23 protein-coding genes, 1 tRNA gene and 1 pseudogene are annotated in these 21,905 nt (G+C 64.8%); 6 read left to right on the top strand and 19 right to left on the bottom strand.

The genetic code is table 11. The features are described from left to right. Nucleotides 1-17: 17 nt before the first annotated feature. The 6 genes from WDM24_RS21225 to WDM24_RS21250 form a co-directional block, all read right to left on the bottom strand. Nucleotides 18-356, bottom strand: coding sequence for a lipid-A-disaccharide synthase N-terminal domain-containing protein (locus tag WDM24_RS21225; RefSeq protein ID WP_166205274.1), 339 nt, complete (start codon nucleotides 354-356; stop codon nucleotides 18-20). Then, complete coding sequence (locus WDM24_RS21230; RefSeq protein WP_166306729.1) at nucleotides 356-1,135, bottom strand: glycosyltransferase family 2 protein; 780 nt, start codon at nucleotides 1,133-1,135, stop codon at nucleotides 356-358. The genes WDM24_RS21225 and WDM24_RS21230 overlap by 1 nt, the downstream gene beginning before the upstream one ends. 84 nt (nucleotides 1,136-1,219) lie before the next feature. After that, the gene (locus WDM24_RS21235) at nucleotides 1,220-2,065 is read right to left on the bottom strand and encodes a phosphatase PAP2 family protein (protein ID WP_338826681.1); all 846 of its coding nucleotides are present in this window, start codon (nucleotides 2,063-2,065) and stop codon (nucleotides 1,220-1,222) included. Nucleotide 2,066: 1 nt separating this feature from the next. Continuing rightward, entirely contained in the window at nucleotides 2,067-3,812 is a 1,746-nt protein-coding gene (locus WDM24_RS21240) for a glycosyltransferase family 39 protein (protein WP_338826682.1), read from the bottom strand. An 82-nt stretch (nucleotides 3,813-3,894) separates the two neighbouring features. Then, on the bottom strand, nucleotides 3,895-6,108 hold the full coding sequence (pbpC, locus tag WDM24_RS21245) for a penicillin-binding protein 1C (protein ID WP_338826684.1): 2,214 nt from the start codon (nucleotides 6,106-6,108) through the stop codon (nucleotides 3,895-3,897). After that, the gene (locus WDM24_RS21250; protein ID WP_338826686.1) at nucleotides 6,105-11,324 is read right to left on the bottom strand and encodes an alpha-2-macroglobulin; all 5,220 of its coding nucleotides are present in this window, start codon (nucleotides 11,322-11,324) and stop codon (nucleotides 6,105-6,107) included. Before WDM24_RS21250 ends, pbpC begins: the two co-directional genes overlap by 4 nt. 287 nt (nucleotides 11,325-11,611) lie before the next feature. On the opposite strand from WDM24_RS21250, the gene WDM24_RS21255 reads away from it, so the two are divergent. The 6 genes and pseudogenes from WDM24_RS21255 to WDM24_RS21280 all read left to right on the top strand — a co-directional run bounded on the left by WDM24_RS21255 (nucleotide 11,612) and on the right by WDM24_RS21280 (nucleotide 14,212). Next, a tRNA-Arg gene (locus WDM24_RS21255) sits at nucleotides 11,612-11,688 on the top strand. 282 nt (nucleotides 11,689-11,970) lie between these two features. Next, nucleotides 11,971-12,138, top strand: a pseudogene (locus WDM24_RS21260) (IS1595 family transposase); the annotation flags it as partial. A gap of 4 nt (nucleotides 12,139-12,142) precedes the next feature. Next, nucleotides 12,143-12,976 (top strand): hypothetical protein, encoded by an 834-nt coding sequence (locus tag WDM24_RS21265; protein ID WP_338826688.1) that lies wholly within the window; start codon nucleotides 12,143-12,145, stop codon nucleotides 12,974-12,976. Continuing rightward, nucleotides 12,969-13,538 (top strand): type II toxin-antitoxin system VapC family toxin, encoded by a 570-nt coding sequence (locus WDM24_RS21270; RefSeq protein ID WP_084518645.1) that lies wholly within the window; start codon nucleotides 12,969-12,971, stop codon nucleotides 13,536-13,538. Before WDM24_RS21265 ends, WDM24_RS21270 begins: the two co-directional genes overlap by 8 nt. Nucleotides 13,539-13,599: 61 nt before the next feature. Beyond that, nucleotides 13,600-13,839: a hypothetical protein gene (locus WDM24_RS21275; protein WP_029083881.1), complete on the top strand. Its 240-nt coding sequence runs from the start codon at nucleotides 13,600-13,602 to the stop codon at nucleotides 13,837-13,839. 34 nt (nucleotides 13,840-13,873) lie between these two features. Further along, complete coding sequence (locus WDM24_RS21280) at nucleotides 13,874-14,212, top strand: hypothetical protein (RefSeq protein ID WP_338826693.1); 339 nt, start codon at nucleotides 13,874-13,876, stop codon at nucleotides 14,210-14,212. 28 nt (nucleotides 14,213-14,240) lie between these two features. On the opposite strand, the gene WDM24_RS21285 is transcribed toward WDM24_RS21280, so the two are convergent. The 13 genes from WDM24_RS21285 to WDM24_RS21345 are packed head-to-tail and all read right to left on the bottom strand — an operon-like array spanning nucleotide 14,241 to nucleotide 21,899. After that, complete coding sequence (locus WDM24_RS21285) at nucleotides 14,241-14,456, bottom strand: hypothetical protein (protein ID WP_338826695.1); 216 nt, start codon at nucleotides 14,454-14,456, stop codon at nucleotides 14,241-14,243. Further along, on the bottom strand, nucleotides 14,453-14,851 hold the full coding sequence (locus WDM24_RS21290; protein ID WP_338826696.1) for a hypothetical protein: 399 nt from the start codon (nucleotides 14,849-14,851) through the stop codon (nucleotides 14,453-14,455). Before WDM24_RS21290 ends, WDM24_RS21285 begins: the two co-directional genes overlap by 4 nt. Next, the gene (locus WDM24_RS21295) at nucleotides 14,851-15,285 is read right to left on the bottom strand and encodes a hypothetical protein (RefSeq protein ID WP_338826697.1); all 435 of its coding nucleotides are present in this window, start codon (nucleotides 15,283-15,285) and stop codon (nucleotides 14,851-14,853) included. Before WDM24_RS21295 ends, WDM24_RS21290 begins: the two co-directional genes overlap by 1 nt. Next, complete coding sequence (locus WDM24_RS21300) at nucleotides 15,282-15,545, bottom strand: hypothetical protein (protein ID WP_338826698.1); 264 nt, start codon at nucleotides 15,543-15,545, stop codon at nucleotides 15,282-15,284. The genes WDM24_RS21295 and WDM24_RS21300 overlap by 4 nt, the downstream gene beginning before the upstream one ends. A 49-nt stretch (nucleotides 15,546-15,594) precedes the next feature. Then, complete coding sequence (locus WDM24_RS21305) at nucleotides 15,595-15,996, bottom strand: hypothetical protein (protein ID WP_338826699.1); 402 nt, start codon at nucleotides 15,994-15,996, stop codon at nucleotides 15,595-15,597. Beyond that, nucleotides 15,993-17,243 (bottom strand): peptidoglycan-binding protein, encoded by a 1,251-nt coding sequence (locus WDM24_RS21310; RefSeq protein ID WP_338826700.1) that lies wholly within the window; start codon nucleotides 17,241-17,243, stop codon nucleotides 15,993-15,995. Before WDM24_RS21310 ends, WDM24_RS21305 begins: the two co-directional genes overlap by 4 nt. A 39-nt stretch (nucleotides 17,244-17,282) precedes the next feature. Further along, entirely contained in the window at nucleotides 17,283-17,705 is a 423-nt protein-coding gene (locus tag WDM24_RS21315; protein WP_338826701.1) for a hypothetical protein, read from the bottom strand. After that, nucleotides 17,702-19,639 carry a pyocin knob domain-containing protein gene (locus WDM24_RS21320; protein ID WP_338826702.1) on the bottom strand — a complete coding sequence of 646 codons (1,938 nt, stop codon included), beginning with the start codon at nucleotides 19,637-19,639 and terminating at the stop codon, nucleotides 17,702-17,704. Before WDM24_RS21320 ends, WDM24_RS21315 begins: the two co-directional genes overlap by 4 nt. 53 nt (nucleotides 19,640-19,692) lie before the next feature. Beyond that, the gene (locus WDM24_RS21325) at nucleotides 19,693-20,061 is read right to left on the bottom strand and encodes a hypothetical protein (RefSeq protein WP_166205234.1); all 369 of its coding nucleotides are present in this window, start codon (nucleotides 20,059-20,061) and stop codon (nucleotides 19,693-19,695) included. Then, nucleotides 20,058-20,624, bottom strand: a complete 567-nt coding sequence (locus WDM24_RS21330; RefSeq protein WP_166205235.1) for a hypothetical protein — start codon at nucleotides 20,622-20,624, stop codon at nucleotides 20,058-20,060. Before WDM24_RS21330 ends, WDM24_RS21325 begins: the two co-directional genes overlap by 4 nt. After that, on the bottom strand, nucleotides 20,621-21,025 hold the full coding sequence (locus WDM24_RS21335; RefSeq protein WP_338826703.1) for a hypothetical protein: 405 nt from the start codon (nucleotides 21,023-21,025) through the stop codon (nucleotides 20,621-20,623). The genes WDM24_RS21330 and WDM24_RS21335 overlap by 4 nt, the downstream gene beginning before the upstream one ends. Continuing rightward, nucleotides 21,022-21,462, bottom strand: a complete 441-nt coding sequence (locus WDM24_RS21340) for a hypothetical protein (protein ID WP_166205237.1) — start codon at nucleotides 21,460-21,462, stop codon at nucleotides 21,022-21,024. Before WDM24_RS21340 ends, WDM24_RS21335 begins: the two co-directional genes overlap by 4 nt. Then, complete coding sequence (locus WDM24_RS21345) at nucleotides 21,462-21,899, bottom strand: hypothetical protein (protein ID WP_029085019.1); 438 nt, start codon at nucleotides 21,897-21,899, stop codon at nucleotides 21,462-21,464. The genes WDM24_RS21340 and WDM24_RS21345 overlap by 1 nt, the downstream gene beginning before the upstream one ends. Between the last annotated feature and the right edge of the window lie 6 nt (nucleotides 21,900-21,905).

Here is a 21,905-nt window from a genome sequence, read left to right on the forward strand (position 1 = left end):
GCCGACAGCCGCAGGGATCAGCGCTCAAGCGTCCTCGACGCGGAGCCCCGGCTCTTCACGATCAGCATGATGTTGCGGATGTAGATCAGCGTGGCAAGGCCTTGCCCGATGATGATGACGGGTTCGCGCTTGGCGAGCCCGTAGATCAGCGTCATCAGACCGCCGCCCATCGAGAAGAACCAGAACGCCATCGGCACCACGCTCTGGCCGGCGCGCTCGCTGGAAATCCACTGCACCAGGAAGCGCGCGGTGAAGAGCAATTGCGCGACGAGGCCGAACGCCAGCCAGAAGTCGAACTTGGCGACGAACACGTCGTAGAAATAGGCGCTCAGCGCCTGGCCGTACTGAATCAGCATCACTTCACCTTGGTCACGACCGGCACTTCTGCGACGCCCGTCACTTCGGTGACATCAGGCACTTCGGTGACGACCGGTGTCGGCTTCTTGCGGCGGATCAGCCACCATACGCCGGCGAGATCCATGATCCCGATCCAGAGCCGGTCGAAGAATCCGTAATTCGACACGCCGGAATGCCGCGGGCGATCGACGACGTCGACATAGGCAATCGTGAGCCCCTCGCGGCGGACCAGCGCCGGCAGGAAACGATGCAGCCCGTCGAAATAGGGCATTGCCAGGAACACCTCGCGTGGAAACGCCTTCAGTCCGCAGCCGGTGTCGCGGGTGCCGTCACGCAGGATGACGCTGCGCACGTTATTGGCGATGCGCGATTGCAGTTTCTTGAAGCCGGTGTCCTTGCGCCCGACGCGCTGGCCTGCGGCAAGCCCGACGCGGCCATTGCCGCTCGCGATCGCCGCGATCAGGTCCGGCAGGAATGCGGGGTCGTTCTGGCCGTCGCCATCGAGCGTCGCCACGATCGCACCGCGCGCGGCACGAACGCCGCTGCGCACGGCGGCGGACTGGCCCGACGAGACGGCGTGGCGGAGCTGCCGCAGATTGGGCCGCTGCGCCATGATCGCGCTCAGACGTTCGCCGGTGGCATCGGTCGAGCCGTCATTGACGTAGACGATCTCGTAAGCCCAGCGCCCGTCGAGCGCGGCCGCGATCTCGGCGATCAACGGCGCGATATTGTCCGCCTCGTTGCGCACAGGCACGACGATGGAAACGGCGACCGGCATCTGGTCGGGAGCAGGCAAATCGGCACTCGTGGTTGGTGTTATCAGCGATGGAACCAGCCCGATCCGGCCGTCGGGCGACCGCTTTTATGGGGCGAAGGCGCTCCTCGCAACCCTTTTGAGGCGCCCTTCCGAAGGCCCGGACAGGGCCACAACGGTGCCATCGTGATGAATGGCGAAACCAAGGCGGCGGGCAGCGAACCAGTAGCGCACGGCCATCGCGCCGATCACGCCGACCAGCGCGCCGGCCACCACGTCGCTCGGATGATGGGCCAGCAACACCAGCCGGGTCGCTGCGATGATCAGCGCATAGACCAGCATCGCAAGCCTCGCACCCGGCCACACCGCTGACACGGCAAAGGCCAGCGCGAATGCAGTGATCGAATGTCCCGACGGAAAGCTCGCATAGGCCTCGGTGCCGGCGAAGTGCTGGAAGTTGAAGGCATTGGCCTTGCCGCCGACAAACGGCCGCCCGCGGCCAACGATCCACTTGATCACTTCCCCGAGCGCCACCGACAGCACGACAGACAGCAACAAATATTGCAGCCTCGTCCCGAGGCCGAGCAGGGTCGCGCGCGGCACGCCGCGCAGCGCCGGCGCTGCCAATGCGACCACAACCAGCAGCAGGCCGAGCGCGCACAGCACATATTCGTCCTTGCCGAAATCAGTCAGGATTCGCACCCACCAGAGGCCCGGCGTACCGCGCGGGGGCATCGCGCTGATTTCGGCGACGTCCAACGCGTACATCAGCGTGATGATGACGGCGCCGACGATGACGACGAGCAGGAGCACGTGGCGCGCGGAACGCCGCGCCGCCTCGGCCCGGCGCGAATGCGACGGCGCGCGCACCAGTTGGGCAAGTGACAGCCAGACCAGCGTCAGCAATCGTCCGAAATAATTGGCGGATTCCAGGGTGGCTGGCGGCGCCGGCATATCACTCCGTCCCTTCGGAGCGGAAGATCGCGATCGAGACCGCCTTGCCCTGCGAGATGTTGTAGCCTTCGACGCGCACCGGCGCGTTGTAGCGCAGACCGATAGCCTCGGCGCGCTGCACGAAGGACCGCTCCGAGCGCTGCTCGACCAGCGCGAAGCGACAGGAGCCCTGCCCCAGGAAATCAGCAGCGCCCGATCCGTCGGTGAGCAGCGTCGAGGTATCGGTCATGAACACCAGGCTCGGCTCGTGGAAGCCCGCGGCCGCCGCTTTCGGACCAACGCAGGTCACATTGCGCAAGGCGCGCGCGACCTCCTGGCTCGGAAACACGGTGGTGAGCCGCGGCAGCACCACACCATAGGTGCCGGCCGCCATCAGCGCTGCGGCGATCACCGCATTGAGCAGCGAGCGCTCGGCACGGCTGTCCTCGAACATCCACCAGGCGATCAGGCCGAACACCATCGCGACGGCGAACAGGGGCCAGGCCGGAAACACCGGCTGATGGATCGCCTTGATGGCGCCGACGATCACCAGCACCGAGGCGCAGGCGGGGATCGCGAACCACCAGGCGGCGCCGCGCAGCAGCCAGGAGGAGCGCGACAGCACGCGCCGCTCCAGCGCGCCCACGGTCAGGATCGCGATCGCCGGATAAAGCGGCAGCACGTAATGCGGCAGCTTGGTCAGCACGGCCTCGAACACGATCCAGGACGGGATCAACCAGGCCAGCAGAAATTGCGCGCCGGGCTCGCGCCGCGCGCGCCAGATCGCCGGCGCCGCCATGCCGGCGAGCGGCGCGCCGGGCCAGAACGTGATCCAGAACAGCAGCAGATAGACCCCGGGTGGCGCGCCGTGGGATTCCTGCGCGCCAAGCTTGCTCAGCATGTCGCCGCCGACCGAGTCGGCAAAGAAGGTCTCACCGGCGCGCAGGAAGATCAAAACGAACCATGGCAGCACCAGCACCAGGGTCCACATCAGGCCCCAGACCGGGCGCATGCGCCAGAACCACGCCGCCGATCGATCGAGTATAGCGAGTGCGGCCATCGCGAGGCCGACGAACATCAGGATCAGCGGCCCCTTGAGCAGGATGCCGACCGCCAGCGCCGTCCAGAAGATCGCAGGCGGCGCCCATGACGGACGCGCCGGATCCTCGCCGCGCTGCCAGGACAGATAGACCCGCGCCATCGCCCCCATCGCGGCGGTGACCGTCAGGAGCAGCATCGCATCGGTCTTGGCAAGCCGTGCCTCGACCCCGAGCAGCACGCAACTTGCCATCATCAAGGCGGCCAGCGCCGCCCCCTGTCGCGTCACGAAGGCGAGTGCCGTCCAATAGGTCAGCAACACCGCGCCGATCGCGCCAATCAGGGACGGCAGGCGGTAGACCCAGATGCGGACCTGGGCGCGCGGCACCCCGAGCGCGGAGATCGTCTTCAGCGCCGCCGCCTGCATCCAGTAGATGCCGACCGGTTTCTTGTAGCGGACGTCGTCCTGGAAGCGGATATCGACGAAATCGCCGCTCTCGACCATCTGCTTGGTCGCTTGGGCAAAGCGCACCTCGTCGCGGTCGATCGGCGGGATGGTGAAGAAGCCCGGCAGGAACAACATTAGGCAGGTCAGCGTCAGGAACAGGATCGAACGCCATTGGCTGGCCGTTGCGAACTCGAACGCCATGAACAACCTGCGGCTCGAATGCGCAGGTTTTACAGACTGTTGCCCTGCTCCGAAGCGCCGGGGTTGGAGGCTATCCACCATGGGTTTCGCATACGATGAAACCGCAGCGCAAACAACCGTGCAGTTCCGCTTTCCCTCGCGATCATTGCACGCGGATCACACATCATTGCACGCGGATCACAACGGTATCCGCTGCCCCGGTGGCGTCGATCACGGTCAGCCGCGCGAAGCCTGGTCCGGGCGGGTCGATCAGGCGCTGGCGCCGGCTGTCGATGTCCCCGGCTGAGACACCATTGACGAGCACCGTCAGAGGCAGCACACCGCCGGCGACCTTGACCGGCATCGGCGCATTACCGCCGCTTTCGGAACGATCGACGTCGATGCGTGAACCGTTCAGCGGAAACTGGATGTGCGGCGCCTGGTCATTGCCGCTGCGGATCAGTTCGCCGAGCGGCCGGAACCGGCGCAGCGGCGGCGGTAATTTCGCGTTGGAGGCGACCAGCACGCCGCGCGGCGGCTTCGGCAAGGCCGCCGGGATCTTGCCGGTGCGCGCAAAGGCATCGAACAGGATCGGCGCGGCAGCGGTGCGGCCCACCAGTCCCGGCACCGGCGCGCCGTCGGGGCGGCCAACCCAGACGCCGATCGTGATGCGGCCGTCGAAGCCGACCGACCAGGCGTCGCGATAGCCGTAGCTGGTGCCGGTCTTGAACGCGATCCGGTTGTGCACGCCATTCTCCGGCGGCGGCGTGCCGAGCAGGACATTGCCGACCTGCCAGGCCGCAGCCTGGTCCATCAGCCGCATCGTGTCACGGCTATCGCTCGCCTGCATGATCTCGCGCAGCGGTTTTGTCGCACCGAGCCGCGCCAGGCCAGAGTAGAGCTGGGCGAGATCCTGCAGCGTGATGCCGACGCCGCCGAGCCCCATCGCAAGCCCCGGCGCCTCGTCCTTCGGCAGCACCAGACTGGTGCCGGCCTGCTTCAGCCGTGACGACAGCCGGCTCGCGCCGACCCGGTCGAGCAGCGCGATCGCCGGCACGTTCAGCGACAATTGCAGCGCCTTGCGGATCGGCACCGTGCCCTGGAACGTCATATCGAAATTTTCCGGCGCGTAGGAGCCGAAGCGGATCGGCCGATCCTCGATCAGGCTGTCGGGATGGACAAAACCATCCTCGAAGGCGAGGCCATAAATGAAGGGCTTCAAGGTCGAGCCCGGCGAGCGCACCGCGCGCGTCATGTCGACCTGCCCGGCCCGCCGCTCGTCGAAATAATCCGCCGAGCCGACGCGCGCGAGCACGTCGCCCGTTTCATTGTCGACCACGATGATCGCGACCGAGACGTCAGGCCCCTGCGCGATGGCGCGGTCGCGCGCCAGCGCCTCCAGGTTTCGTTGCAGCGTGGCATCCAGCGTCAGCTTGATGACGGGCGTATCCTTCATCGTCGCGATCGCCTGATCGGACGAGTGCGGCGCCAGGATCGGTATCTGCTTGCGCATCTTCGGCACTGCCGTCGCCCTAGCCTGCGCGGCGTCCTCCTTCGACACCACGCCATCCTCGACCATGCGGTCCAGGACGCGGTCGCGCGCGGCATGGGCGGCTTCGGGGAAACGGTCGAGCCGCCGCCGCTCCGGCGATTGCGGCAGCGCCACCAGCAGCGCGGCTTCGGCAAGCGAGAGCCGTTTCGGCTCCTTGCCGAAATAGGCGATCGAGGCGGCTCGCACGCCCTCGAGATTGCCGCCGAACGGCGCCAGCGCGAGATAAAGATCGAGGATCTGGTCTTTCGAGAGCTGTCGCTCCAGTTCGACCGCGCGCACCATCTGCCGCAGTTTTGCGTAGACCGAGCGCTGGTGCCGCGGCTCGATCAGCCGTGCCAGCTGCATCGTGATGGTCGAGCCGCCGGAGACGATATGACCGCGGGTGAGAAGCTGGAATCCGGCGCGCGACAGCGCCAGCGGATCGACGCCGTGGTGCTCGTAGAAGCGCTTGTCCTCATAGGCGAACAACAGCTTCAGATAAGTCGGATCGACCGACGTCTTCGCGTCGACCGGCAGCCGCCAGCGCCCGTCCGCCATCGCATAGGCACGGAGCAGTTTTCCATTTCGATCGACGACCGTGGTCGAGACCTGCTGCGCCTGCGTGAGCGGCAGCGGCCCGAGCGAGATGACCCAGGCGGCGAAGGCGCCGGTGATCGCGATGAGCACAACGGCCATCGCGGCAAAGAGGCGCAGCGCCAACCGCCCATCACACTTGTCATGCCCGGGCTTGACCCGGGCATCCACGTCTCTCTTGCCAGCGGACGCGTCCGTGGATGGCCGGGTCAAGCCCGGCCATGACGAGAAGAGTTTTGGACGCGCGTCCTTACTCATTCCGCGATCACTCATTTCGCTGGCTTGACCTCAACCGCACCGGTGCCGCTACGGCCGTAGCGCGAGGGGTTGTACATGTCCTCGACATAGGCCTGCGGCAGCACATATTTGCCCGGCGACACCGCGCGTACCACATAGGCGACCGTGAACACCGACTTGTCGTTTGCGCCCCGGTCGATTGCCGCGGTGAAGCGGTCATCGCGGAACTCGGTGTTCTTCGGCTCGACGCCGTCCTCGATCCACTCGAGCGTACCGGAATCACCCGATGACACCAGGTTCGGATTGTCGATCTCGAGCCCGGCCGGCAGATAATCGGCCACCATGATGTGGCCGAACTCCGGCTTGGCTTCCGTCACCTTCAGCACAACTGCGAAGCGGTCGTTCTGCTTCGCCTTGGTGACGTCGGCCGGCTTGCCGGCGAGCGTGTAGTAGGCACGTTCGATCTTGAAGCCGTTGGAAGCCGCCGGCTCCGGCGTGACCGGCGAGCCCGACACCGAGACCACCGCCTGCACCGGTGCGTCGCCGGTGTTGGTGATCCGGAGCGGCTGGCCCGTCATCTCCTCGGCCTTGTAGCTGCGATAGACCGTGGTCTTGACCGGCTGGCCATTGATGTCGAGCGCCAGCGTTTCCTTGGCGAGCGCGCGCGCCGCCAACACCATCCACGCATTCTCCTGCGTCGACGTGTAGGGCGACAGACCCCGCGCCGCTTCGACCCGCAGCACGGCCTGGGTCAGCGTGGTGCGCGGCGCATTGCCCTCGCCCGCAAGCGAGACCAGCGCAGCCGCATCGCGTAGCGCCGAGCCGTAATCGACCCGGCCGAACTCGATCACGGGTTTGGGGTTCAGCGCATCGAGCGCCGCGCCATAGACCCGCTCGGCCCTCGCCTTGTCGCCGACCAGCGCCAGCGCCGCCGCCAGCTGCGCCTTGGAGATCGGCGTCGCCAGATTGTTCAGCTTGGTGTCGGCGAGATAGCGCAGATCACCGATCGGCGCCGCGCCATTGCGCGCGAGCACGTAGAGGCCGTAGGCCAGGTCGCGGCCGCCGTCCTTCTCCGGCTCGTTGGCATTGACCACCGAGTTCCTGACGCGGTCGAGCGCGCTCTTGAACAGCACGTCAGGCACCGCAAAGCCCCTCTCCCGGGCCCGGGTCAGGAAGTCCGTGACATAGGCGTCGAGCCAGGCGTCGTCGCCGCCCGCCGACCACAGGCCGAACGAGCCGTTGGAGCCCTGTCGCGCCAGGAGACGCTCGATCGCGTCGCGGATGCGCTGGTCGACCGCGGTGTCCATCGCAAGATGGGCGCCGGCGGCGAGATCGTTGACATAGAGCAGCGGCAGCGCGCGGCTCGTGATCTGCTCGGAGCAGCCATAGGGGTAGCGGTCGAGCGCCTTCAGGATGCTGGCAGCATCGAGCGCGGTTGACAGGCTCGCCGAGATCGAGACGCTGCCGGTACCCGGGACGAGATCGGAGAACATGTCCGAGGTCAGCGTCAGGCTCTCGCCCTTCGCCAGTGTGCGGATCGAGCGCCGCGCCAGCACCTGGGTCGCCGGCTTGACGTCGAGTGCATAGTGACGCACCAGCGTCAGCCCGTTCGGCCCCGAAATGTCGACGTCGAAATCGGCACGTCCCGCGCCGCCGGCCTCGAGGCCGAGCGACAGCGAACTGCGCTGCTTGGCGGCGAGTTTCACCTTCGTGGTCGGATTGCCCGAGGCCTTGATCGGACCGCTCGCCTTGACGCTGATCGCGTAGTCGCCGGCGGCGCCTTCGACATTGTCGATATCCATGCTGATGGTGCCCTTGTCACCGGTCAGCAGGAAGCGCGGCAAGGTCGCGGTCAGCACCACGGGATCGCGCACGATCACATCAACATTGGCGCGGCCGAGTTTGGTGGCGCTCCACGCCACCGCCATCACCCGCGCGGTGCCGGCGAATTCGGGGATGTCGAAGCTCACTTCGGCAGTCCCATCAGGGCCGACCGTGACGATGCCGGAATACAGCGCCAGCGGCTTCTGCGTCGGCGGCGAGCCCTGCAGTTCGGCACCGGCGGCGTCGCCGCCGCTGCGGATCTGGCCGCGGGTGCCCTGCATGCCGTCGATCAGCTGGCCATAGAGGTCGCGGATCTCGGCGGTCAGACGGCGCTGGCCGAGATAGTAGTCGTCCGGCGCCGGCGGCTTGTAATTGGTCAAATTGAGAATGCCGACATCGACCGCGGCCAGCACCACCTTGGCGTCCTCGCCGGGATTGAGCCCGCCGAGCTTGACCGGGATCTTCAACGTCGAGCCGGGCCGCACCAATGCGGGCGGCGACAGCTCGACGGCAAGCGTGCGCGTCTTCTTGTCGATGCCGAACCACTTCAGCCCGATCGCGCGGCCCGGCATGCGCCCGGCGGCGGCATCGAGCGGACGGCGCAGCGTCGTCATCACATACGCACCGGTGCCCCAGTCCTTGCCGACCGGGAGCTTGACCTGCTGGGTGCCTTCCTTGACGTCGACGCTCTGGGTCGTCAGCAGGCGGTCGCCGAGCACATAGACGGTGAGCTTGCCTGAGGTGCGCGCGTTGACCGACACGGTCAGGGTATCGCCGGATTGATATTCCGGCTTGTCGATCGAGGTTTCGAGCAGGTCGGGCGTGTCGGCGCTGCCGTCGGAATACCAGCCGACGTCGAACTGCACCGAGGTCACGGGACCGTCGGCGTCGGTCGATTTCACGTCGAGCCGGTAGCGGCCCGGCTGCGGCTGGAAGCTCAGGCGCATCGGCTTGTCGGCCGCGAGGTTGACGTCGCCATCGGCAACGCGGCGGGTCGACTTGACCGGCTCATAGTTCCAGGACGAGTTCTGCCGGTACCATTGGTAGCGCGACTCCAGCTTCAACAGCTCGTAGCGCAGCCCGTTGCGCGGCAGCTGCTTGCCGTCGGGCGCGACGAACACGACGTCGAACTCGGCCTTGTCGCCCTCGGCGACGCTCTTGTCGCCGAACAGCGGCTTGACGCCGATCAGCGAGGCTACTGGGGCCACCGGCAGCACGATCTTGCGCTCGACCGAGCGGCCGCCGGTCTCCGCCATGCGGACGAAGATCTGAGCCTCCTGCGGCCGGGTCGAGGTCGGCACCTTGTCGAGCTTGACCGGGAAGGTGGCGGCGCCATTGGCGTCGGCCTCCGGCAGGTCCTCGATCGGGGTCCGCTCGTTGCTCGCGGTCTGCTCGTCGTCGACGCCGAACTGGTAGCCGGCATAGCCGGGCCGGCCGGACGCCGCGGGCGCCACCAGCATGTCGCCTTCGAGCTGCAGGCCCGAAGCCGGCGCGCCATAGAGGAAATGGCCCGAGACCTGAAGTTCCACTGGAACTACAGCTTTGATCATCTTCTCCTTGCTGGTCAGATCGAATTCGACCCGCTCGGGGATGTAATCCTCGACCATGAAGGTGGTCTCGCCGACCGATGAGCCCTTGGGATCGGTGAAGACGCGGGCCCGCCAGGTGCCGGTCGGCACCGCCGAGTTCAGCGCCACTGCCAGCATCCGGCCACCGGCGCCCTGGTCGGGCAGCACGGTACGGCGGAATTCCACGCCGTCGGGGCGCTCGATCACCATGGTCAGCGGTGTCCCGGTGAGGGCGTTGCCCTGCCCGTCGCGCAGCAGCGCGGTCAGGTAGACGGTCTCGTTGGAGCGGTAGACGCCGCGCTCGGCGTAGACGAAGGCGTCCGCGCCGGCCGGGATCGCGCGGCCCGCGACGCCGCGGTCGGTCAGGTCGAAGGCGTTGGTCTTCAGGCTCAGGAAGGCGTAGTCGGCCTTCTCGCCCGTCACCGTGAGCAGCGCCGGCGACAACCCGCCCTCGCCGCGGGCCAGCCCCTGCTCGAACAGCACATGGCCGGCCGCATCGGTCTTGCGGGTGGCGAGAATCTCGTTGTTGCGGGCGACCAGCTTCACTTCGGCATTGGCGACCGGCTCGGTCGAGGCCAGCGAGTTGACGAAGACGTGGATACCGTCATTGCCGGAGAAAGCCGACAGGCCCATGTCCGAGACGATGAACCATTGCGTCGCCAGCGTGCCGTCGTCGTCGGTGCCCGGGCCCTTGGCCGCGGCGGTCATGACATAGACGCCCGGCTGCAGGTCGCCGAGCGCCTGGTCGACCGGAAACGCCGTGACGACGTCCTGGTTCAGCGTGGTGGCGGTCGCAAGCTCGCCGGACCAGACCTTGACGCCGCGCTGGTCACCGAGATCGGAGAGCTGGTAGCGGCTCAGCGTGCTCTGGAAGTCGCTGTCGATCACCGTGTTGATCAGGTTGCGGTCGCCGATCCGGAAGACGTCGACCGTGACCGCCGGCGTGTTGACGCTGACCACCGGGATACCGCGCTGCCCGGTCCGCGGCAGCACATAGGCCCGCCCCGTGAACCGCACGAACGGCTTGCGGTCGCGGACATAGATGTTGAACTCGGCCGATTTCGGCAGCGTCTCCTTGACGGTCGACGGCAGGCCGGCGCGCAGATTGATGTTGTAGCGCTCGCCGTGCTTCAGCCCGTCGACGCAGAGCTGCTGGCCTTCCGCCGACAAGGCCGGCTTGTCGGTGCCGGCCAGTGCGAGGTACGGCGCGAAGTCGACACGCTTGGCCAGTTCCTCGGAGAACTGGAAGCAGGCCCGCGGCGAGGCCGCGTCGGAATCGACGGTATAATCGAGCAGCCGGAAGCCGTGCTCGTCGCGCATCTTCTCATACTGGCCGCGGACATCGGCCACCTCGCGCATGTCGAGCGACATCCGCAACGCATCCAGCGCCGGGCGCCATAGCTTGCGCTCGGCGAGTGCCTTGCCGAGCACGGCCAACGCGTCGGCCTCCTCGCCGGCATTGCCGGCCCGCTGATAGGCGATGTAGGCGGCCGTGGAGGCGCGCTCCATCAGGAAGGTCTGTTCGCTGGAGCTGGCGGAGCGGATCTGGAACACGGTCCTGGCGAGCCGCAGCCAGTTGGCGCCGTCCTCCGGCGTGGTGGCGGCGATCTGGCCGAGGATCTGCAGCCCACCGCGGAAATCATTGCGCTTGAAGGCTGAGTCCGCATCGGTGCGCAGGGTCGCTGCCGATTTGTTGACGGCGCCGGCCTCGCTCTTGATCTGGGCCTCCAGCTTGATCGCGGAATCGGCGAGATCGTCGCGCTTGAAGGCCTTGTCCGCGGCCTGGGCGCTCATTTGGGCGCTCACCAGGCCAAACACCAGCGCGGTGCAGACTGCGGCGGCACGAACCAATCCGATCATGATGGAGCTCCTGAACGCCCCGCGGTCGAACGCCGCGTTGGGGCCAAAAATGCGCGAAAAGGTGACGGAGTGAAGGCGCTGATATGAACGGACGAAAACGTCGCAGATCGCATTGCCGACATCCTTTGACCAGCCCCGGCGGCAGCTCATGCCGGCTCGGCGGACTGGACAGGCCAACGCAGGGCGGGGACCCCTGCTCCGCTTTGTCGTCCGCCCCCAGAAATCGGTTCGGACGGACTTGGCGGGAAAGCGGATTTTTCATATTGCGGGTGCTACAAGGCGGCCACGGTCCCGTAGCTCAACTGGATAGAGTAGCGGATTTCTACTCCGCGGGTTGCAGGTTCGAATCCTGCCGGGATCGCCAAAGAAAACGGGCGAAAATTCCTTTTAAATCAAAAGGATTTACCCCCTTTATCCACAGGCAGCAAATTCACATTTCGTGAAGAACAGATGCGGATCAATGCGGCTGTTTGCTGTCGAATGTTGCGCCGAATCCCCGAAAAAATCCCCGAAGCAATTCCGCACTGCGGAACGTGATCTCCTGTGGTGTACCAAGTCCGGCGCGTATTTCCCGAGACTAGCCGCGAGGTTGATTCTCTGTGGTGGGCGACGGGCACGACGACGCGATACCGCACAGCTCCCGGTCTCTGAGAAACATCTTAACCGTTATCTGGCAGAGTTCGATTTCCGTCAGGAGAGGCGCGAGGCTCTTGGCATCGATGATGTCGAGCGGACACGTTGTGCCATTCGTGGTACGATTGGAAAGCGCCTGACTTTCCGAGACTCGCCCGTCTCGGACGCGCGAGAGTTTTAAGGCCGTGGCCGAGAAAGTTACAGTGACAGTCAGCGCTTCCGGCGCTCACCCCGACGTCCTGACCGTACAGGATGCCATGCGGCAGGTGCTGGACGTTTTCGATCTGCTCACGGCGGGTGACACTGCCGTGGAATGGCGGCTGTCCAGAGCTAGCACAAACAGCCCTTTCTACGCCGAAGGCGAGGCTGTCAGCTTCGAGCCTGCGGTTGACATCACAGTCGTTGCCCGCGCTCAAAAGCAATTTGTCGCCGATGGAATGCGAGAGATCGCCGCTGGCCATATTCCATCTGGATGGGACGACAAACGCTTGAAGACTGCCAAGCGTCTTTATGAGCGCAACTTGAATGGCGTCGGCGCAACGAAGGTTGATTTCCAGCAGGGCGGAGAGATCGTCCTTACGCCTCGATTTGCTAGGCTCGCGGTCGCTGTTCTGTCCGCATCCCCGACGCTTAGCCTCTATGACTTTCCTCGCACCAAGGGCGAGGTAGGCTCTATTGAAGGTGTCTTCGCTCACCTATCCACCTATAGGAATCAGCCCGCTATAGGAGTAGTCGAGTCCCGGACGAAGGCTATCGTCTGGTGTGTGTTGAGCCCTGCTCTTCAGGCCAAGTTTGCAGATAAGGCAGATTTCGAAGACTTTTGGAAGCACAGCCGTGTACAGGTTCGCGGTCGCATTCGCTATACGCCAAGCCGAGCTATTTCTTTCGTTGTGGCCGAGGATATTGGCCGCATTGAAACAAAGGCAGTCCCCCTGACTACTATTCGCGATGCTGATTTTACCGGCGGTTTGTCCATCAACGAATATCTAGAACGATTTAGGGAAGGCGTGGTTGGCTGATAAGCCGCGATACTATTGGGATGCATGCGCCTGGATTTCGTTGATCCAAGGGGACGCAGAGAGATTCGATTCCCTCGCTTACGTGGTGGAGGAAGCAAGAAGCGGCAAAGTTGAGATTTGGACGTCAAACTTCACTTTAGCTGAGGTCTACAAGCGACCTTGCGGCGGAGTTCAAAGGAGCCTTACCGTCGCGGAGGACGTGCCCTTCGAGGACTTCATACTTCAGGACTTCGTGACGCGAGTTCAAGTAGACTTCGACGTTGGCACATTGGCGAGGCGTTTGCTCAGGAACTATCCAGCGATCGTGAAACCACAGGATGGCATTCACCTCGCTACGGCGCTGCTCAACAACGTTGATGAATTGCATACGTATGACCGGGAGAATCTGATCGGCCTAAGCGGACAAATAGTCCGGCCCGATGGAAACAAATTGAAGATCGGTCATCCGCCCGCGCGTCCGGCTCCGCCACAGCCGGAAAAAACGCCTCTTGAGGAAGCCATTGATCGGGCCACAGCGGAGAAAGATGTCAATAACCAAGCAACAGGCACCGACAAAGCCTAGGCCGTAGATGACGCGATTGGCTGTGGTGAGGCCACAGAAGATCCATACGAGGAGAGCCGGAATGAGCAAAGAACTGTTGGAGGAACGGCACGAGCGCGAGCAAGCGGAAGCTGTCGCGTCGGCGCTCGGAATTTCCACCGACGAACTGGACGAACTCGATTGGAGGTTAGAGCCACACGAAAGCGATGACGGCTTGCTGTACGGACATAACGTCTATTTTGGCGAAGGCTCTGATCCCGAAATTCTCAAACGGATCGATGGCCTGGTGAATGGCAAGTGGGTTCGCATAGGGCCGTTGTGATCAAGGGCTGTGGTGATGCGGAAACTGTCTGGCGATGGCTGAAGGTGGTTGGGTCGTATTGGGTGCGGCGATCGGAACCATCGGGTCGGTGGCGACGACGCTATTGAATGCTTGGCTGACCAAAAACAAGCCAGACTATTTCGATCAGCGGGCGATGAGTGTTCTCAAGGCCATACTGACTGACAGCAAGGATCCCTGGCATTCGATCCAGCGCTTGTCCCGTGTCGTCGGCTTAAAGGACGAACACACGCGCCAGCTTCTGCTTCTGATCGGTGCGCGCGGCCATGAATCTGGATCGGGCGGCTGGGCGTTGATATCTCGGGTCGGGACCAAGATAGAGCAGACTGATAACGTTCAAGTCAGCGAGGGTTAAACCGAAGTCGAAACGTCGTCTTCTCAGATCAGTCCCACCAAACGGCGATACCGAGCCAGGTGACGACGGCAATCGCCGCGCAGGCGATCACCGACCAGGCGGCGACCTCGAGCACCTGGCGCAGTTTGAATTCGGCGACCAAAAGCACCAGCAGGACGCCCGCGACGATCGCGAGCGCAATCGCCGCATTGTTGAAAACGCCCTGCAGCGCAGCGGCGTCGTAAGCGAAATCAATCGCGTTCATGTTGCCCCCGATGGATCGACGATGATGAAACCGGCGAGCGATCGCGCATGCAGGCGCGTCAGGCCGCCGCCAGAGTTGGAATCGTGGACGAGCCAGGTCTCGGCCTCGAGCTGCTCGACCAGGACGAAAACATGATGCCGGCGCACGGCCGCCATTCGCGGCGCAGGCCGAGCTCGCGGGAAAGCGAACCAGGCCGCCGCCAGGTTGAGCCGCGGAATGATGCGGCCGAACAGGTACAGGCTTGCGCCGCAGCCGCAGAACGCATGCGGACAGCCATGCGGCCGGCCGCCGAGTGTTTGCGGCGCCGGCCAGGCGCGCGCCAGGCGTGGCCGCGCCTCGGCCGCCGAGCTCGCGACGATCAGCGCGAGCGCGGCGGCGACAACGATGCGAAACATCAATGCTGCGGAGAGTTGCTCTTGATCGTCTCGATCCGATCGGTCATGCGATCGAGGCGCCCGGAAATGTCCTGCTTGAGCTCGGCGAAACCGCGCTCGAGCCTGGACACAACCATTTCAAAACTCGACTTGCGAACGAACTCGTCACGCGACCAGATCTCGACCTGGTAGAGCTTTGCGGCGAGCTCGGCGGCATGCTGGGATGCCGCCTGCGCCTCGCGCTTGGCCTCGGCGATCGCCGCCTCCGACGTCCGCTTGACCTCGGCGATCGCTGCCTCGGCCGCACGCTTGGCCTCGGCCGCAGCCGTGGCCGCAGCCGCCGCCGCTGCCTCGGCTTTTGTGATCCGGTCGGAGTAGCGCGTCCAGAAACCGACGATCGTCGCCAGCGCGCCGATCGCCGTGACGATCGCGCCCCATGTAACCGCGTCGCTCATTTCGCCTTCTTTCGCTTGAACAGGCCGAACCGAGGCGCCGGCTTTTCCGCCGGCGGAGTGCTGTCGCAGGCGACGCCGTCGACGCGGCCGATGCCCTCGCGCACGTCCTGGTATTGGCAGACAGCGCGCCGCAGGCAGGCATTGACCTTTGCCAGCGCCGCGCGGTCGGTTTTCCAGAGCCGCTCGATCTCGCCGGCGTTGAGGTCGCGATCCGGCGTATCGACCGGCGTCCGCTCGCAGGCCGCAACGTCCGCCGGCATCGCCGGAATGTTCGGCGCATCCGGAGGCGGAGCCTGCAGCCGCTCCTGGCTACCGAACCCCGCGCACCCGGCGAGACATGTCGCGAGTAAAACACTTGTTAGCGTTAGCCGGCGTTGCATCGATTGCCCCCTGGTTTGACTTGAGCTGCGCCTCGGCCTCCGCGGCGCGCTTGGCGTCGCGCTGCTGCAGGGCGTTGGCAAAAACGAGCTGGCGATCCTTCTCCTCGAGGCGCGCCTGCAATTGAGCATTCTGCTCGGCGACCTGTGCCGCCTCGCATTTGGCATCGGCCGAGCTAAAGCCGGCGTTGTAGAGATGCGCGGCGCCGGCGATCGCGGCGCCGCCGGCGGCGACAGCCAGGCCGCCGGCGAACAGCGCGCCGGCGGCGAATGGCGAGAGGCTGACGCCGGCGAGACCGGCCAGGCGCATGACGATTGCGACGATCCAGCTCATGCGTGTTTCCCCGCGCGGTAGTCGGCCAGGCGACGCTGCTCGAGCGTGTCCGCCACGAACCAGACCAGGACGCCGACGCCGGCGACGACGACCAGGGCGGCGAGGCCGATCGCGATCGCCTGGATCGCGCCAGGCGTCAGGCCGAGGCCGCCGACCGCGTCCTTTGCCGCCGAGACCTGCGTCGCGCGATCGGTCACCCAGGCGAGCGCGCCGGCCGTGCCGAGGCCGCTCGAGCCGCCGAAGATTTTGCCGGCCCAACCCTTGGCCCGATCGGTCAGCGCAATGGTCTGCGAGCCGTCGTCGCGGAGATCCGCGACGGTCGCGCTCGCCCGCGTCTCGGCGACCTGGCGGGGCTCCTGCGGCTTGCCGAGCTCGGCGATCAGCTGGTCGTCGATTGCCGGCGTCAGCGGCAGACCGCGCGCGTTGCGATAGGCCAGGATCATTCCCTCGGTCCGACCCTGCGGCGATTGCTCGCCGTCGACCTGGCCGACGTCGTAATAGCCGAGCTCGCGCAGCCGCGCCTGGACATGCGCGACGACGTCCGGATCTACCGGAGCCGGCGTCGTCGCCAGCTTCGCATGCTCATGCGGATGCGACGTCGCGAGGCCGTGCTCGAATAGCGCCGCCTCGTCATCGCGACGGATGCGCAGCCCCTTGCTGTCCGGCCAGAGCCGTTTCATCGAACGGATCAGGCCAGGGATCTTGGCGAGCTCGCCGCTGCCGATCGCCGCCTTGATCTGGCGCATCTCGGTCCAGCGTGTGCCGGCCTTGTTGAACCCGCCGGCGTCGCGGTTAAACGCGATCGAGAGGATGACGCCTTTGCAATCCGGCGAGAGCTCGTCGAAGCCTGGCAGCAGCCGGCGGCAGATCGCGAGATAGCGCGGGATGTCATGGTTTGCGAAAACCTCGAGCGCGACGTCCCACGGGATATCGACGACGCCGCGCAGCTTGCGCGCCAGCGCAGCCGCGGCCTGCCCCGTGACGCCGCAGCACTTCGCCAGCGCCTTCAACATGGCATCCGGGATCTTGCCGGACCAATCGGCCAGGAACTGCTGCCGCGTCGTCTGGCCGACGTCATAGCCGCAGCCGATCGTCACGCCGGACTGTTCGCCAGGCCAGGTCGGCCCGCTCAGATGCTTTGAATACCAGGCTTCGCTGGTGACCTCGGCGGCGACGATCAGATCGAAGGTCGCACGCGAGATCCCATGCAAATCGATAGCGCTCGCAGAAACCGCTGCGTTGGTCATCGTGATAATCCTTTTGTGGAATGAAAGAGCGCGGCCCGGTCAGACCAGGGCGTTAGCGCGTATCAGCAGTTGGTCGACCTGCTCGTCGGAGAGGCCGACGACCGCGATCATGTGCTGGACCAGCGGATCAGCTCGCCGGATCTCGGTCGCGAGATCCCATTCCTCCTGGACGGCCGCATCCGCAGCGATCGCGGCCTTGACCGCGGCCCAATTGCCGAGCTCGTCAAAGGCGCGTTTGAGACCGAGCTTGGTGCAGGAATCCGGCGGAGGCGGAGGCGGCAGCGGATCAGCTGCAGGCGCCGCCGGCGCCGTGTAAACGCCGGCGACCAGCTTGCCGCCGATCGCGTAGTCGCCGCCCATGACGAGCGTGTGATCCTCCGGCGGCGTGAACTCCGCAGGCTCGTCGTCGAATACAAGCGCGCTGACGATGCTTCCCTGCGCGTCGAGAATGTAACCGATCATTGTGCGAGAAACTCCCAGATGCTGATTAGACCGGACGAGCCCGCGCCGCCGGCAACGTTGGACGCGGCCGACTGGTTGGAGAGGCCGCCGCCACCGCCGGCGCCGAACCCGGTCGCCGCGTTGCCATTCGACTGATACGCCGTCGCGTTGCCCATGATCCCGACGCCGCCGCTGCCATAGGGGCTATCAGCGCCCTTGCCCTTGCCGACGATGATGTTTGTCGTCGAGGGCATCTGCTGATAGTGGCCGTTGTCGCCAGTGCTTCCCGTAAAGCCATAATCGCCCGTCGTGATGGTGCCGCCGCCACCTGGCGCGCCAACCGAGCCGGTCGACATGGCACCGCCTCCGAGACCGCCGGAAGCGACGACGAGCGATCCTAGGCTCGTCGGCGAACCCGTGCCGCCGGCGCCGGCGGAGTTGCCAGATCCGCCGGCGCCGATCGCAACCGTCTGCGCGGCGCCGAGTTGCGCTGCTGTCAGCCATCGCAGAGACCTTCCGCCGGCGCCGCCGCCTGGCCCCGCGAGGACATAAGACGCATTCGGCGAAACGCCGCCGCCGGCGCCGCCGCCGCCGAGCGCTTCAACCAGCGCGCCGATTATATTCGCGGACGGATTGTATGTGCCTGACGCCGTGAATCGCAGCAGATTGAGCCTGCCGACCGCGCCGAGATTGGTTCGCGCTGCTCCTTTATTTGGCAACGCCGCAAGATTATCGTCGGCCGGCAGCAGCAACCGCCACGGATACCACGTTGTTCCGTTTACAAACTCTCTTACATACGTGAACGTGTTTGCCGCGCTGGCATTTATGGGTGTAGCCCGCTGCATAACGTAGCCGGCGATGCTGTACGCAAAAACTTCGAGATACCAAAGCGCACCAGGAAACGGCGCGTTGGAATTCGTCGAATTGCTGAGTTGATAGGTGCCCGTCGCAACGATCGCATTGAAATCCCAGCCCGCGCCGCCCTTGTCCACCATCTGGAGAATGTCGAGATTAGTGCGCGCGAGCGGCTTATTCCCCGCCAACTCTGAAAGGTAGTTCGCCGACGACATATCGCCGGCGCCGGGCTGGCCGACGATGTTGAAATTCCAGCTCGCGATCGTGCCGGCGCCGCTGGTCTTGTCGACCGCGATCGTCAGGATCGTGCCGGCATAGGTCGCGAGGCCTTCCATCCAATTCGCCGCATTGGCGGTCGAGCTCGCCCGCACGCGCGCGCCGTTCTGATATGCCAGGCCGGCCTGCGTCGTGAACGCCTGCGCGCCGGCGCCGATCGTGAGCGACGTCGTCGACGTTCCGCCGTAACCCGCGCCCTGGATACCCTGCGCGCCCTGGTCGCCCTTGCTCGCGAGCACGGCCCAATAGGTCGCATTCGGCGGCGCCTGGCCGGAGCCCGGCGCCGGATTGATCCAGACGTAGGACGAGCCGCCAGAGGTTGCGACGTCCATCAGGTTATAGGTTTTCGCGTTGTCATACGGCGCCGGCGTGCCGAGGCCGCGATAGATCCCGAGGAAGGACCAGGCGCCGGCGACATGAACCCACATTTTCCCGGTCGACGGCTGCAGCGCAAATTGACCATCCGAGCCGAGCGACGGATCAGGCGCAGCGAGCGACGCATCGACAAACCAAAAGAAGCCCGTCGTATTCAACGCCGCGACGAGCGCGGAAACATCAGCCATCGCCTGCGCGCCGGCGATGCGCTGCGGCGACACTTTCCAAACCACATAAGCGACGCCGGCTTGCGCGCCGCCGCCCCATGGCGGGATAACGAGATGCGTCGGATCAGTGACGTCAGCGATGATCGTCTGAAAATTGCCGATCTGCAGGATGTCGCCAGGCCGGACATTCGTGCCCGACCAGATCGTCGCCGATCCGGTCACAACGGTACCGTTGACCGCAACGGAAACCGTTCCGGTCGCGTAACTGGCAAGCGCCGTCATCTCGATAACCTCTCGATTGTCTTTTTGAGTTTTGTGGAGCGGAGGCCGCTGGACTATGGCAGCAGGGCCAGCCGCTGGTCCTCGTAATGCGCCGGGACACTGTTATCGGCGAGGATCTTATTCAGCTCGGTCAGGCTCCGCGCGTTGCGGACCGCAACGATCAGCCCCCTGCGCTTGTTTTCCTTGACCATGAGCTCGTCCGGTTTCGCCAGGATGACGGCCGCGAGCTCCTGCGCGGTCTTGCCCTCGATCCGCGCGGCCTCCTGGAATTCCGCGGTCGGAGCGGCGCCGTTCTGGACCGACAGCGCCAGCATGTGCTTGCGCGCATGCGCGACGTCATGGCCGTCGACCATAAGGAACGTGTTGACCCTGCGCTCGGCGCGCTTCTTCTCCTGCACCAAAGGCGCAATCTGAATTCTCATTGCGCGAGCACCTCGAAGGCGCAAACCTTGTAGGGTTGCGCGGCGACGATCGTCACCCGGAATGCACCAGCCTGGTCGATCGCGAACTCGATCTTTCCATCGGCGACGTCCTCCTGGTGGACCAGCTTGCCGTCGTACCAAACATAAACCGTGCACTTTTCCGGCTGCACAGTCAGATGCAGAGCGTCGACGCCGTCGGCCTTGATCGGCCGGATCTCGCCGCTGATGACAACGTCAGGCTTTGGCAGCACCGCCGGCGGATCTTGCGAGAGGTCGATATAGGCGTCTTTGATGTCGACAGGTCCATCATACAGAATGTGGTCAATGCCGGCCTCGGTGAACGATTTGGAAATCTCGTCCATCGGCCTGGCAGCCTCGAGGATGACCTGCGTGATGAAACCGTTCGCATCATGCCGAACGAGCGTCTTGGTCTTGTTGACCGCCTCCGGCTCCTCGATCGTGACCGCAATGGCCTCTGGACTGACCGCGACCGCCTCTCCGCCGACGCTCGCCGGCGTGTAGCCAGGCACCGCCCATGCCGCGTCGAGTGTTACCCCCGTCATCCTGCGATCCTCCTGAAAAGCGAAAAATAGAGCCGGCCTTGCTGGTTGCCGAACTTGAACCGAAACACGATGGACGAGGTCGTCACGGCCGCGTAGATCCAGAAATCAGTGCCGCCTCCGCGGTAGGCTTCGCACTGCAGATATTGCGCGCCAGGGTTTAGAAGGATGCTCGGATCGCAATAGCCCAGCATGAACGGCGGCGCGTCGAGCGTCTCCCCGAAGTTTAATTGCGCGGTACTGTCATTGATACTGTCCAGCGTGCCGCTCAAATAGAACTGGTGACCAGACCAGCGGGAATCGAACATCGTTTGATCCAGGTTGGCGAGCGCTGCATCAACGCCGGGCTTGCTGACGACGAGCCTCGCGCCAGCTCCGCCCTGCATAAAAACCCGCTGCGTCACCCAAGGCTCCGATTGAAGATCATGTAGTCGACATAAATGCCGTAGGACTCAGAAATCAGATTGTTGAACGTCATGGTGTTGTTCTGGATCTGAAATCCGTTCTGGATCTCGTAATAGACGACGCCGCCGATCGTGATGTCCCTCGGCACCGCCATATCCAGCCTGTACGGGTAGGACACGACACCCGAATCTATGTAGGTGCGAAACGAGACAAACGGGTTTTGCGGCAGCGTCGCCGGATACGGAATTGCAACCGCGCCGCTCAACGCTGGCAGGAAGATGCTGCCCGACATGATGACCTGCTCGTTTTTGACGTCCGATTTCAGCAGGAACTGCGCAGCGGCAGTGGCCGTGACGACGTCGACAGCAGGCACCGAAAGCCAGACGCCATATTGACCGAGGCTCGGATGCAGGCCCATCAGGAACCGGCGAGCCATTACCAGACCTTCCAAGCGATATAGAAAAGATTGAACGCGAGCCCGTGCAAGCGGGAGTACCTGGCGAACACCAGGCCGGAATCATCCGGCGTAAATCCGTCCCTCGCGCACAGCACAGCGAACGGCGAGCGCTGAATGGCGGTAGAGCTGTTGGCGTCACGCATGACCAACGTCTGGCCGTATCCCGCGACGCCTGAGGAGAGGCTGTAAGGGACGATGTCCACCGCCGGCGGCGTCGGATACGTGCCCGAATAGAATATCTTGGTGCCACTCAGGAACGTGTAGGCTGGAATCAGCCCCACCTCGAGCGGCCTGCCCTGGTTGAGCCGACTGTCGAGCGACAGATACTTGTAATCGACGGCCGGCGGAAACTGCGCGTCGTATCCGGGCTTCGACACCGTCACCCGCGAAGCATCAATATAGATCCGGACCGCCATCGTCCG

The organism is Bradyrhizobium sp. 27S5 (assembly GCF_037217225.1).
GTDB lineage: Bacteria > Pseudomonadota > Alphaproteobacteria > Rhizobiales > Xanthobacteraceae > Bradyrhizobium > Bradyrhizobium septentrionale.